We start from the raw sequence: 13,687 nt of genomic DNA, 5'->3' as shown, positions 1-13,687 counted from the left end.
AAGAGAAAGAGGCTAAGGAATTTAGGCTCTTGGATGGGTTGCCTAATGGTACTTGGGTTGATTATCCGTAACGTGTTTGAACAGATTGTACGGTCTTTGAGAGAGACATTATCATAAAATTAAATTTCTAATTCATTCTCCGCGTTTAACATAGATAAGTAGGAAAAGCTTATTTATCCGCGATAAGAGGGGTCTCTTAACATTAAGGTAAAATTAGAATAATGTATTCGTAATGGTTGCATAATAGTTCTGAAATCTAAGTGTGCTATCCTTGACATGTCATGTTAAGGAATAAACTACAAAATAAAATCAGCACACTTACCGTGAATAATTTACGCTTTCTAATTCGATATTTAATGGCTGCCTCGCTACTTGCAGTCGCAATTAATGTAAACGCCCAACCCGCCTCCGATAATAGTAAAAAAGGTAAAATTGTTGGAACTGTCATTGACGCCGCAACAGGCCAAACGGTTATCGGAGCTAATGTTTCTATTACAGGAACCACTAAAGGATCAGCAACTGATTTGGATGGTAAATTTGCGATTCGAAACCTGACGCCGGGTACTTATTCAGTAACTGTTTCTTACATATCTTATAACAAGAAGAACATTACCGGGGTTGAGGTCAGTGCCGGCTCTCCGACAACGGTAAACATAACCTTGCAACCCAAAACTGTTGGGATGGATGAAGTGGTTGTGACAGCTACCGCAGATCAAAGTAGCTCGGCGGGCTTGCTTTCAATACAACGTAAATCGGTCCCCATGCAAGATGGGTTGTCTTCTCAACAGATATCCAAATTGGGCGACGGTGATGTAGGATCAGCCATAAAAAGAGTAACGGGTGTCACGGTACAGGATGGCAAAAATGTATTTGTTCGTGGACTCGGTAACCGATATAGTAATGTTCAGTTGAATGGTTCTCAGCTACCCTCTACCAATCCTAATAAGAAAGAAGCGCCGATGGATTTGTTTGGTAGTGGGCTGGTCAGCAATATCATCGTTCAAAAGACATTTACGGCCGACCAATCAGCTGAATTTTCCGGAGGCTCAGTCCAAATAACAACGCGTGAGTTTCCGGAAGAGCGCAACTTTACGTTAAGCTATTCCACCAGCTATAACACGGTTTCTACGCTTGAAAATACACTTACAAGCGGGGGGAGCAGTACAGATTTCCTGGGATATGACAATGGGAAACGACAACTGCCTTCTGTATTGAATAGTCAGCGAGTTTCTGATCAGAATGCTGGGCAAGTAGCGAATGGGTTACATAACAGCTGGGGCATTTCCTCCAATCAATCTGCTATTCCATCGCAGAGCATCAGCGTTAACTATGCCAATCAATTTAATGAAGATAAGATGCCGATTGGGGTAGTCAGTAACTTTTCTTACAAATATGCTCGCGAGCTTGAGCCCAATAAGGTGCAGCGGTTCATCCAGTTCTTTAATGAGGGTTCCCCCAACTTCCTTACGGATTACAATCAGACGGAAGGGGTTATATCTGCTGATCTAAGTGGGATGTTGAATATTTTTGTTAAGCCATCACCCGTGACCAAGATCGGTCTTAAATCGTTGTATTCAAACTCCACCAGCGACACCAAAAGCATTATCCAGGGCCCTTACCAAAACGGTGTAAACCGTTTGACGATTTTAAACTTTGATCGCCGTACGGTATTCTCCAATACGCTGGAAATGGAGACCTATTTTCAGAACTTCTTGTCTTCGACTCTTACCGCAAATGTTAGCTTCAACAGTGCGAAGAGAATTCGACCGGATAGGCGCACTACCCGATATAACCTTTCTGGTAACGAGTATAGCTTTGCACCTTTTGGAGATAATAATGGGCACTTTTTCTCTAACCAAAAAGACAATAACTATGCTGCCAAATTGAAGTACAAATTTGAGCCGGCGGATTTTCTTTCCGTTTCAACAGGAGGGAATGTGATACTCAAAGATCGCCGGTTTACTGCTCGACGAATTTCTTATCGTGACCAGGTGGCACCTTTCATTGACGAAGCCACGGCCACTCAGTCCCCAGACGTTCTTTTTAATGACGAACAGGTTGAAAACGGGACCTTGGAAATGGTTGAAACGACTCAGTTCGGTACAACACAATCAGACTGGTATGATGGATTCCAGTCAATTTATGCCGGATTTATAAGCACTCAGTGGAACGCTATCGATCGATTATCATTCGAGGTTGGGGGGCGTATTGAAAATTCTGTGCAAACTATTGAGGTACCATTGAGTTTGGATGGAGAATACCAGGAAGTTTCCGAGGTAGATAATACGGACTTTCTGCCGGCGGTAAACGTCACTTATGAGGTAAGTGACCGAACCAACTTGCGGGCAGCATTTTCGCGAACACTGGCACGTCCGGAATTCAGAGAGATCTCCAACTTTAACTTTGCTGATTTTTTTGGCGGTCAGCGAATTTATGGCAATCCTGATCTGGAGAGAACTCGCATTACCAATTACGACCTTAGGTTTGAGACGTATCCAAGCGGAGGAGAGTTATTTGCACTTAGCGCTTTTTACAAGCAGTTTGAGAATCCTATCGAGCTTTTTTACCGGTTGACCGATGCCAACGAGGTATTTTACGATAATGCTCCTGAAGCTGATTTATTTGGAGTAGAAGTAGAGGGGCGTAAAAATATTACCGATCGACTGCAAGTAGTGGCCAATGCTTCCTACATATTTTCTGAGACTGATATGGGGAGCCAGGCTTCCAACAGGGTAGCAAATATAACGCGTCCCATGGTAGGGCAGTCTCCTTACATTATCAACGTCTCCTCCTTCTATACGATACCCAAGTGGGATATGAATCTCTCTCTTAGTTATAACACCTTTGGCGAGCGTATCGTCACGGTGGGCAAAAACGGCCAGCAGTATGATGAATATGAAGAGCCGTTCCACGATTTGGGTGCCAAAATTGAATATCCACTGGGGAGAGTAGATCTGAGTTTAGAAGCGAGCAACCTTTTAAACCAAGAGCGCGAATACACCCAGGGACCTGCTACAACTTTCCGCTATAAGCCGGGCGTTACCTTACAGTTGGGGGCCAAGCTCTCGCTATAATTAATGGTTAAAAAATATGGACGTAACAGTTTCGTAATGAACATCACTTATGTTCACACACAAAGAAATGAACCTTACACTTTCACACACTAATCAAATAACATTCAAACTTACTATGAAATCAACAGTCACAAAACTAATAGCATTTTTGGTTCTTCCATCAATGCTACTATTGACAAGCTGCGGAGACGATAACGGTGTTGGCCCAGATCCAGACCCTGATCCCGATCCCGACATAGAAATACCAGCAGTGTATGAAGACCTTCCAGGCGAGCTTATTGCTGAAGATCAAACCTGGTCGAACGATACCACACTCACCGGACCACGATTCGTACTTCCCGGTGTTACTTTAACGGTAGAACCCGGTGTAGAAGTAAGCTTTACCTACCACAACAATAATAATGCTGAAGTTGGAACTATTATTACCTTACCGGGTGATGTCGCGAACTTTGATTCACCTCAGGCATCAGGTCGATTAGTCGCCGAAGGTACGGCCGATAATCCCATTGTGTTTACTTCCGAGCGTAAGGAAGTTGCCAGCTGGGGCGGTATTATTTTAGCCGGTGAAGCCAGTAATAACGTTCCGGGCGGACTCGGAGAAATTGAAGGGCTTGACCAAGGCGTTCAATATGGCGCTGATACTGGTAATGGAGAATCCTTCAACGACCAGGACGATAGTGGCCATTTAAGCTACGTTCGTATTGAATACTCCGGATACAGCATTGCTGACGGAAGTGAGCTGCAGGCATTGACCCTGTATTCTGTAGGTAGCGAAACACAGCTGGATCATATCAGCATCTACCAGTCAGTGGATGACGGTGTTGAACTTTTCGGCGGTACCGTTGATATCAAGTACTTGGTCATAAAGGGGGCCCAGGATGATACCTTTGACTACGACCAGGGATGGACCGGAAGAGGACAGTTTTGGGTTGGTGTACAAACCGATGGAACCCCTTCTAACCGTGGTTTTGAGAACGATGGCTGTGATGATCAGGCCGACTGCAGTGGTGGAAACGGCCCAACTTCTCCCCAAATTTTCAACGCTACCATCTATGGAAATGATGCTGCCAATGGCGAAACTATCCGTGGGCTGCACCTGCGTGAAAGTATTGAAGGCGAATATAAAAACATCATTGTTGCTAACTTTGGTAAAAACACAGAAGCTCCAATTTATGTGGACACCGAGGATGGAACCGATGCAAACGTAGGTTCTTCTCTGACCTTTGGCGGTAACATTTCGCACAACAATGCCAACGACGGTTCTTCGCTCGCTTACTATAGCGATCTTGGGCTGCAGAATGTGGATCCTCAATTTGTTGATGCCGCTTCTTTTAACTTTGCACTCCAGGCAGGATCACCTGCACTGACCAGTGGTGTTGAAGTTCCTTCAGACGACTTCTTTGACCAGGTTGATTATAGTGGTGCCTTCGGTACCGAAGACTGGACGCAGGAAGGAAGCTGGGTACGCTGGGAATAACCCATCCAGGAAAGAATTTTAAAAATACTCTCACATAAATCGTGTGAGGTGTGCTGATCACAGGGGGGCTCCGTTGACTCGGAGCCTTTCTCATTTTCAATGATATTTTATTGAAACAGAATGTGTTTGACGGTTAGGTTTAAACGATTCTGAGGATGGTCATTACGCGCTGTGCAGTTAGCGTTGATTGGGGAAAAGGCAATTACCTATAGGTAAAACCCTTAATTACACCCTTTTTGACCTACTTACCGACAGCGGTTGGTATAGGCTCTGTCCTCTCTCTATCAGTAGGGAAAGGAACCTTTTTATTTTCTCCAATTGCCCAACAAGATGTCTCTCTCCCTGCCTGTAGGGGTAGAACAAGATGCTCATAAAAGCCAAATGACTTGTAACCCGCTCCAATTCTAACCGCTTAATGCGTAGTCATCATTTTTGTTTGACTGAAAACTTTTTTTAATTATATTAATCGTAAATTTACGATAAACGATTAATATTATGGCAATTACAAAAGCAAAGCTGTTTAATACTTCGCAAAAACGTACTTCCGAGCTGATGAAAGCCCTGGGACATCCGGCGCGTATTGCTATCATCGAATTGCTGGCGGAACGAGAAACCTGCATCTGTGGTGATATTACGGATGAACTTCCATTGGCGCAATCAACGGTTTCTCAACATCTGAAAGCGTTAAAAAAGGCCGGCATCATCCAGGGCGAAATTGATGGGGTCCGCACATGCTATTGCCTTAGTGAGGAGGGAATTGAAGACCTTAATGAGCTATTTGTACCCCTGATTAAAAATTTAACAACTGCAACCCAAAAAAACTGCTGCTGATATGAGTACCAAATCAAAAAATGCCGATGAACTGAAGAAAACAGTAAAAGAAAAATACAGCCAGATTAGTGAACAGTCCGCAGATTTCAATGCAAGTTCTTGCTGTGGGTCTGGGTCCTCGTCTGATGAAGTCTATAACATTATGACCGACGACTACAGCGAGGTAGAAGGCTATAACGCCGATGCTGACCTGGGACTTGGCTGCGGTCTGCCGACCCAATTTGCCAAGATAAAGGAGGGTGATACCGTGATTGACTTAGGATCGGGAGCGGGCAACGATTGTTTTGTGGCCCGTCACGAGACCGGAGCCTCAGGAAAGGTTCTGGGTATCGATTTTGCGGAGCCGATGATTGCCAAAGCCCGAAAAAATGCCGAAAAATTGAACTTCAATAATGTAGAGTTTCGCTCTGGTGATATTGAAGAGATGCCTGTCTCGGATAATCTGGCAGATGTGATCGTCAGCAACTGCGTGCTGAACCTGGTCCCCAATAAACAGCAAGTCTTTTCGGAGATATTCCGCGTGTTAAAGCCCGGCGGACATTTTAGTATTTCGGATATTGTTTTGCTTGGTGAATTACCGGAAGCATTGAAAGAAGATGCCGAGATGTATGCCGGTTGCGTGGCTGGTGCCATCCAAAAGGAACAGTATCTTGGCTATATTGAAGAGCAGGGCTTTGAAAACATTAGGCTGCAAAAGGAAAAAGTGATTACCCTTCCGGATGATATCCTGAGTCGCTACCTTTCTGAAGAGAAGATTGAAGATTTTAAAAATGGTGACACGGGTATCTATAGTATCACCGTCTTTGCCCAAAAACCGGGAGGAGAAGAGGAAGGGAAGGTTACCTCCGCTACAGAAGCTGAAGCCGCCTGCTGTAGACCTGATTGCTGTTAGTGTTAATTATAAGCTTCCATCATCGGATGACTGGGCTTGTCATCCGATGAATATTTAGCTTTGGATAAGAAGTGAAGACGATACACCTTCCTGATGGGAGTGCCGTCCCGATTTACTCGGGAGGAGGGGGCAAGACACCAGAAATGAGTAATACCTCCCGTACCAATACTGAAAATCGTAGCATTTAGATACCCTCCTCAAGGAGGGATTAATCAAGTTTTAATCCGTAATATATTATAATGTACCAAGAGCTTTTGACTTACATTCAACAACTTGAGGATGACACCTTCCAAATAGGGAGCGAACGCAAGCAGAAGCTTCGTCAAATTTCCGACTTTATCTCATCAAAGGTAGAAGAGGGGAGTGGTGCCAAGTTAACGTTTGTTTGCACGCACAACAGCCGTAGGAGTCATTTCTGCCAGGTCTGGGCGGCAGTATTAGCGCATCATTTTGGATTAGAATATATCAACACCTTTTCCGGCGGTACCGAAGAAACGGCTTTTAACCCAAGGGCGGTGGCGGCCATTGAGCGAGCGGGTTTCAAGGTCGAAAATCCGGGTGGAGAAAATCCACGATATAAGGTTTTCTATGCTGAAGATGCAGCTCCGCTCACTTGTTTTTCGAAGACGTTTGATGATGAGGCTAATCCACAGGATGGTTTTGCGGCTATTATGACTTGTTCAGATGCCGATGAAAACTGTCCATTGGTACCCGGCACTTCTCTTCGCATCTCTATTCCCTACATCGATCCCAAAGAGTCTGATGGTACTCCAGGGGAAGCCCAAACCTATGATGAACGCTGCCGGCAGATTGCCTCGGAGATGTATTATATGCTGTCTCAGTTAAGTTGAGGCTTGTCTCACTAACAGGCCTTTGGAGAATCTAACTTGTCATCCTGTCCCGAATTCTTGGGATCAGGATCTCTTTTAAAAGGCTGCCAAAGATATCTGATATTCTGAAACGAGTTCAGAATGACAAACTGGGGCAGTATTGCAAAGCCTCTAATAAACCCAAATACTATACAAATTTTTGTGCACTCTATGTCTTCTCCACGCAAAAAGATGAATCTGTTAGACCGTTTTCTAACGCTGTGGATATTCGTTGCTATGGCGGTGGGCGTTGGAATCGGTTACGCCTTTCCTTCCACTTCGCAATTTATTAATTCCTTCAGCAGCGGATCGACCAATATTCCCATTGCAATCGGACTTATTTTGATGATGTATCCACCACTGGCGAAGGTAGATTATAAGCTCCTTCCCAAAGTTTTTAAAGATGTAAAGGTATTGAGCATATCGTTGGTACTAAACTGGATCATTGGTCCGGTCCTTATGTTTGCCTTGGCTATTATTTTTTTGCATGACTATCCGGAGTATATGGTCGGCTTAATCCTTATTGGACTGGCCCGCTGTATTGCCATGGTCTTGGTGTGGAACGATCTGGCGGAGGGAAGTAGTGAATATGGGGCTGGCCTGGTGGCGCTGAACAGTCTTTTCCAAGTCTTTACGTACAGCTTCTATGCGTGGCTTTTTATCACTAAACTGCCGCCGCTATTGGGTTTTGAAGGTGCTATTGTAGATATCTCGATTATGACTGTAGCTGAGAGTGTGGCTATTTATCTTGGTATCCCGTTTTTGGCAGGTATGATCAGTCGTTTTGCATTGGTAAAACTGAAAGGCCGAAAATGGTATGAAGAAAAATTTTTGCCCGCTGTTTCTCCGCTTACACTTATGGCTCTTCTTTTCACTATTGTGGTCATGTTTAGTCTTAAAGGCGAACTGATTGTACAAATTCCGCTGGATGTAGTTCGCATTGCTATACCCCTAATTATTTATTTTATAGTAATGTTCTTTATTGGATTTATCATTAGTAAAGTGATGGGAGCCGATTATGACAAGAATGCGTCTATTGCTTTTACGGCGGCCGGCAACAATTTTGAGCTGGCGATCGCTGTTGCTATTGCCATATTTGGCCTCAACAGTGGACAAGCTTTTACCGGAGTCATTGGTCCTTTGGTTGAAGTACCAGTACTGATTGCATTGGTTAATGTCGCTTTCTGGTTAAAGGAAAAATACTATAGAAAGGATTCATATCAGTTATCAGTTGAAAAAAATGTTAAATCGTGATAATTTTAGCTGATATTTTGGAACCATGGCTTTTGAAGATTCGTTTTGGAGAGTCGATATTTTAAACAATAAAATGACAAACAATTGGTTTTTGTAACGAGAAGAGCTCATTTTAACGCGGCTCACCGACTTCATAATCCAGACAAATCGGACGAATGGAATCGCGAAATGTTTGGGAAGTGCAACCATGAAAATTGGCATGGGCATAATTATATCATAAATGTAACGGTAGCCGGGGAAGTTGATAGTACAACCGGCTATGTTATCGATCTGTCAACGTTAAAACAGATTATCGAGAACCGGGTTATCGAAAAGTGTGATCACAAGAATTTAAACCTTGATGTTCCGTTTTTGAATGGTATGATGCCGTCGACGGAAAATTTGGTTAGGGCTTTTTTCGACCAACTTGAAGGGCCGATTGCTGAGGCAGAGGGGAGTAATGGGTTTCTATATAAAGTTGAATTACAAGAAACCGAACGAAATTCAGCCGAATATTGTCCATATCTTTTGGGCAAGCCGTTGCCCAATATTGATTAACCATACAGCTTATAGTCATAGAACAGTAGCTTAAACGAATGATTTCTACGAAATTGAAGCGTTATTACGACCCTACATTTACCGTTTCGGATGCGTATAAGGAAAGTCTGCCCGATCTGCAGAATGGCCCGGCTTCGCTTATTGAAGGAGCAAACGTACCCATCCAGCAGGTCGGTATCTCGGATTTTAAACTTCCATTAAAATATCCTCGTCCGGATGGCGAAATCATAACACTTGAAACATCAGTGGGTGGATATGTAGGTCTTGAAGCAGGTAAAAAGGGGATCAATATGAGCCGTATTATACGACGGTTTTATGATTTTAAGGATGAAGTATTTCATCCGGATATGTTGGAGGAAGTCCTCAAAACCTATGTTGAAGAGCTGGATTCTCAATCGGCTTACATCAAACTGTCGTTCAATTATCCGATCTTGCAAGAAAGTCTGCGTTCGGGCTTGGAAGGATACCAGTATTATGAGGCTGCTATTGAGGGCACCTTAAGTGCTAATGGCGAGTTTCGCAAGTTTATGCACTTGGATTTTGAGTATAGCAGTGCCTGCCCCTGTTCTTATGAGTTATCCGAACATGCGCGAGACTCACGGGGCGTAGCATCTATACCGCACAGCCAGCGGAGCGTGGCCAGTATGACGGTAGAGTTGGATGACTCTATGTTCGTAGAAAATTTGGTTCAACATTGCCGCGAGGCCCTGATGACAGAAACCCAGGTTATGGTGAAGCGCGAGGATGAACAAGCTTTTGCTGAAATGAATGGAGCCTTTCAAAAGTTTGTGGAAGATGCTGCGCGATTGATTTATGAGCAGCTCAACGAACAGAAGGAGATTCTGGATTTTGTGATCCGTTGTGTTCATATGGAGAGCCTGCATAGCCATGATGCGGTTAGCCGTATTTGTAAGGGGGTGTCCAACGGCTTGCGATGACGACGGGAATCATAAATTCTACAAAAAAAGGGTACTAAACTTTTGAAGTTTAGTACCCTTTTTCTATGAAAAAGAAATTGCCAGGCACTTCAGAAGTGCCTGGCAGTTATATCTCTTCTTATTTTAAGGCCTCATTAATCAACTTATCCTGCTCCGCTTTGTGGATTTTAGCCTGTCCGGTTGCCGGGGAAGCTGAAGCCTGACGTCCGACATATCTCAGGGACTGATTCTCCTGCAGCTGTTCCATAATACGGGGGGTGACGAAAGTCCATCCGCCCATATTCTTAGGCTCTTCCTGGCACCATACAATGTCATCGACATGGCTGTATTCTTCCAGTATCTCGTGAACATCGCGGTCGGGGAAGGGGTAGAACTGCTCCAATCGAGCGATAGCTACATTCTCCACTTCTTCATCCTGACGCTGTTTGTAGAGGTCATAGTAGACCTTACCCGAACAGATGACCAGACGATCGATCTTACTCTTGTCTTCAACCTCTTGATCAGGAATGAACGGCTGATAACGTCCTTTCGCCAAATCTTCTGTCTGTGAGGTAGCAAGCGGGTGTCTGAGCAGGCTTTTGGGAGACATGATGATAAGCGGACGTTTTTCGTCTTGCTTGGCCTGTTTGCGCAGGATATGGAAGTATTGTGCAGGGGTAGTCAGGTTGGCCACTTGCATATTATCTTCAGCACAGAGTTGTAGATAACGTTCCAATCGTGCTGATGAGTGCTCGGGTCCCTGGCCTTCATAACCATGCGGCAGAGTCATAACCAGCGATGATTTCTGTCCCCACTTTGCTTCACTGGCAGATACAAATTGATCCACGGGAATTTGAGCACCGTTAGCAAAGTCGCCAAATTGTGCTTCCCAAATAACGAGGGCATCCAGCTTAGCGGCACTATATCCAAACTCGAAGCCTACACAGGCAAACTCGCTGAGTAGACTGTTATATGGATAAAAAGGCGCCTGATCATCCTTGAGGTTATTCAGTGGGATAAATTCCTGATCGGTCTCCGTACCGTGTAGTTTGGCGTGGCGGTGAGAGAAAGTACCGCGTTCAGCATCCTGGCCGGTGAGTCGGACTGTTGTATTATTCTTCAATAAGGAACCAAAGGCTAATGCTTCAGCAAAGCCCCAGTCAATTTTCTTGGCATTGGTTTCAACGATTTCAGCTCGTTTGGCAAGCTGTTTTAACAGCTTGGGATTAGCATCGAAATCTTTGGGTACCGTATTCAGCTTGACAGCAATATCTTTGAGTTCTTCTTCTGAATAGGTCGTATCGGGATATTCCGGCCAGTCGTCCTGCTTGGTCTCCTGCCGGTCGATCATATCTTCCGTGACTTCAAGCGGGGAAGAACTCTTGGCATCTTCAAAAGCCTGACGTAATAGCTCATCAAATTCGTCAAAAATCTCTTGTGCTTCTTCTTCGGTAAGATCTTCTCGGTTGAGCAGATGCTTCGCATAAATATCGCGCACCGGTGGATGGCTGTCAATTTCCTGATACATGCCGGGCTGAGTAAAAGCGGGCTCATCGCCTTCGTTGTGACCGTATTTACGGTAACATATCAGGTCGATAATAACATCTTTATTAAATTTCTGGCGATATTCAAAAGCCATTTGTATAGCATGTACCGCTTCTTCTGGATTGTCTCCGTTCACGTGGAAGATCGGGGCCAGAATCATTTTTGCCAGATCAGAGGCATACTCGGTAGAACGCCCATCTTCGGGCAGTGTAGTAAAACCAATCTGGTTGTTGATGATAATATGCACCGTACCACCCGTCTGGTAAGCATCCAGTTGCGACATATTGAGCGTTTCACTTACTACACCCTGGCCGGCAAAAGCTGCATCACCATGGATCAATACCGGCATAATATTTTTGTTAGCCTCATCCTCTTGGTGGTGATCCTGTGTTGCACGTGTAGCGCCTTCTACCACCGGATTTACAGATTCGAGGTGGCTTGGGTTGGGCAACAGTTCGATATCAACATCAGCACCGGATGATGTTTGGTAAGCTCCTTCTGCGCCAAGGTGATATTTTACGTCACCTGAGCCCTGAATACTGCCCGGATCCAGATTACCCTCAAAGTCGGCAAAGACTTTGCGGTAGGGTTTATTCATAATATTCACCAGGATATTCAGGCGTCCCCGGTGGGCCATACCCATAAATATTTTTTCGACTTTATCTTCTCCGGCTTTCTCTAGCATGTGGTGCATCATGGGGATCAGCGTATCGGCCCCTTCGAGCGAGAATCGCTTATGTCCAATATATTTCTTGTGGAGAAACTGCTCGAATGCTTTCGCCTGATTTAACTTATGAAGGATCTCTTTCTTTTGATCATTATCCAGCTCCGGAGTATTGGTGGTCGACTCCATGCGCTCGCGCAGCCACTGACGTTCTTCCAGATCCAGCAGGTGCATGTATTCGGCCCCGATCTTGCCACAATAAGTGTCACGGAGCAGGCGAACGATCTCTTGCAGCGAAGCTTTCTCTTTACCGCCAAGGCCGCCGCAGTAGAATTCGCGATCCATATCCCAGAGCGTAAGTCCATAGTATTCCAAGTCCAGTTCCGGACTGTGGCCCGGTTCATCACTCAGGGGGTCAAGGTCGGCCAGTACATGCCCGCGCGTGCGATACATATTAATAAGTCGCATGACGGCAATAGCCCGCTTGTTATCTTCGAGCGTAGCGCCCTGTCCGTCGAGCTGCCCCATATATGTATCTCCGCCAAAGGGCAGGGGATCGTAAGGGATTTCAAGATCCTCAAAAATCTGATCGTAAAAATCTTCTTCGCCATTGAGCAGGCTGTGGATTTTCTTCAGGAATGATCCCGATTCCGCTCCCTGGATAACACGGTGATCATAAGTAGAGGTAACGGTCATTACTTTGCTGATGCCCAGCTTGTTCAAGACCTTTTGGGACATTGATTTGAATTCGGCAGGATAATCTATGGCGCCGGTCGCAATAATCGTTCCCTGGGTTTCCATAAGGCGCGGTACAGACTGCACCGTTCCGATCATGCCTGGATTGGTAAGGGTAATGGAGGTACCCTCAAAATCCGATAGCTGCAGGTTACCATTTCGAACTTTGTTGATGAGTCCGTTATAGGCGTCCAGAAATTCCCTGAAATTCATCTTGTCAACGCCCTTGATGTTCGGCACCAACAGGTTGCGAGAACCGTCTTTGTTCTCAACATCTACGGCAAGTCCCAGGTTCACCTGGTCTGGAATAACCTTATGAGGTTCGCCATCCTTTCGGGTAAAGGAGTTGTTCATATTCGGAAACTCCTTAAGCGCTTGCACAATGGCCCAGGCAATGTAGTGGGTAAAAGAAGACTTGGGCTCATCGCGCTGCAGAAGCTGTCGGTTAATAATAGCCCGATCCTCAATAAGCATCTTCATGGGCAGTACCCGTACAGAGGTAGCCGTAGGAATATTGAGGCTTTCGTCCATATTCTCTACAATTTTGCTCGAGACCCCTTTGATCTGTTCCAGCTGAGCGCCTTTAATAACTTTATCCTGTTCTTTTTCTTTATCAGCAGGTTTCTTCTTGACTTCGGAAGGGGCAGGCTTACTCGAAGCAGCAGGAGCTCCATTTTGTTCTGCTTCTTCTTTCAGTTCTTCTATGGAATCATCTTCATCAATTTCATCAAAATATTTTCTCCAGTGGTTAGGTACGGATGAAGGATCTTTTTTGTATTGGTTAAACAGTTCTTCAACAAGTGCGGAATTGGGTCCGAAAACAGCTTCGAGCGACTTCAAAATGTGATCTTATTGAGTGAATTTAAAATTAGCGATAAAAAGAAATTCGACT

Annotated in this window: 9 protein-coding genes; 8 read left to right on the top strand and 1 reads right to left on the bottom strand. The window is 44.8% G+C overall.

The annotated features are described in order from the left end of the window. The first annotated feature begins 356 nt into the window (after window positions 1-356). The 8 genes from J6I44_RS15985 to folE2 all read left to right on the top strand — a co-directional run bounded on the left by J6I44_RS15985 (window position 357) and on the right by folE2 (window position 9,872). Window positions 357-3,074, top strand: a complete 2,718-nt coding sequence (locus J6I44_RS15985; RefSeq protein WP_265767163.1) for a TonB-dependent receptor — start codon at window positions 357-359, stop codon at window positions 3,072-3,074. A gap of 115 nt (window positions 3,075-3,189) precedes the next feature. Beyond that, window positions 3,190-4,551: a beta-helix domain-containing protein gene (locus tag J6I44_RS15980; protein ID WP_265767162.1), complete on the top strand. Its 1,362-nt coding sequence runs from the start codon at window positions 3,190-3,192 to the stop codon at window positions 4,549-4,551. A gap of 495 nt (window positions 4,552-5,046) precedes the next feature. Continuing rightward, window positions 5,047-5,382, top strand: a complete 336-nt coding sequence (locus J6I44_RS15975) for an ArsR/SmtB family transcription factor (protein WP_265767161.1) — start codon at window positions 5,047-5,049, stop codon at window positions 5,380-5,382. Between the two features lies 1 nt (window position 5,383). Next, the gene (locus tag J6I44_RS15970) at window positions 5,384-6,274 is read left to right on the top strand and encodes an arsenite methyltransferase (protein WP_265767160.1); all 891 of its coding nucleotides are present in this window, start codon (window positions 5,384-5,386) and stop codon (window positions 6,272-6,274) included. Window positions 6,275-6,513: 239 nt separating this feature from the next. After that, window positions 6,514-7,125, top strand: a complete 612-nt coding sequence (locus J6I44_RS15965; RefSeq protein WP_265767159.1) for an arsenate-mycothiol transferase ArsC — start codon at window positions 6,514-6,516, stop codon at window positions 7,123-7,125. Window positions 7,126-7,314: 189 nt separating this feature from the next. Beyond that, window positions 7,315-8,397 (top strand): ACR3 family arsenite efflux transporter, encoded by a 1,083-nt coding sequence (arsB, locus tag J6I44_RS15960; protein WP_265767158.1) that lies wholly within the window; start codon window positions 7,315-7,317, stop codon window positions 8,395-8,397. An 84-nt stretch (window positions 8,398-8,481) separates the two neighbouring features. After that, window positions 8,482-8,934: a 6-pyruvoyl trahydropterin synthase family protein gene (locus J6I44_RS15955; RefSeq protein WP_265767157.1), complete on the top strand. Its 453-nt coding sequence runs from the start codon at window positions 8,482-8,484 to the stop codon at window positions 8,932-8,934. Window positions 8,935-8,972: 38 nt separating this feature from the next. Beyond that, the gene (gene folE2 / locus J6I44_RS15950) at window positions 8,973-9,872 is read left to right on the top strand and encodes a GTP cyclohydrolase FolE2 (RefSeq protein ID WP_265767156.1); all 900 of its coding nucleotides are present in this window, start codon (window positions 8,973-8,975) and stop codon (window positions 9,870-9,872) included. A 118-nt stretch (window positions 9,873-9,990) separates the two neighbouring features. Here the strand turns inward: folE2 and J6I44_RS15945 are convergent, their stop codons facing one another. Beyond that, entirely contained in the window at window positions 9,991-13,635 is a 3,645-nt protein-coding gene (locus tag J6I44_RS15945) for a multifunctional oxoglutarate decarboxylase/oxoglutarate dehydrogenase thiamine pyrophosphate-binding subunit/dihydrolipoyllysine-residue succinyltransferase subunit (RefSeq protein WP_265767155.1), read from the bottom strand. Between the last annotated feature and the right edge of the window lie 52 nt (window positions 13,636-13,687).

It is taken from the genome of Fodinibius salsisoli, from assembly GCF_026229185.1.
GTDB classification, from domain to species: Bacteria; Bacteroidota; Rhodothermia; order Balneolales; family Balneolaceae; genus Fodinibius; species Fodinibius salsisoli.
Note: the sequence above shows the minus strand (reverse complement) of the source record. Positions and strands in the feature narration are given on the sequence as shown.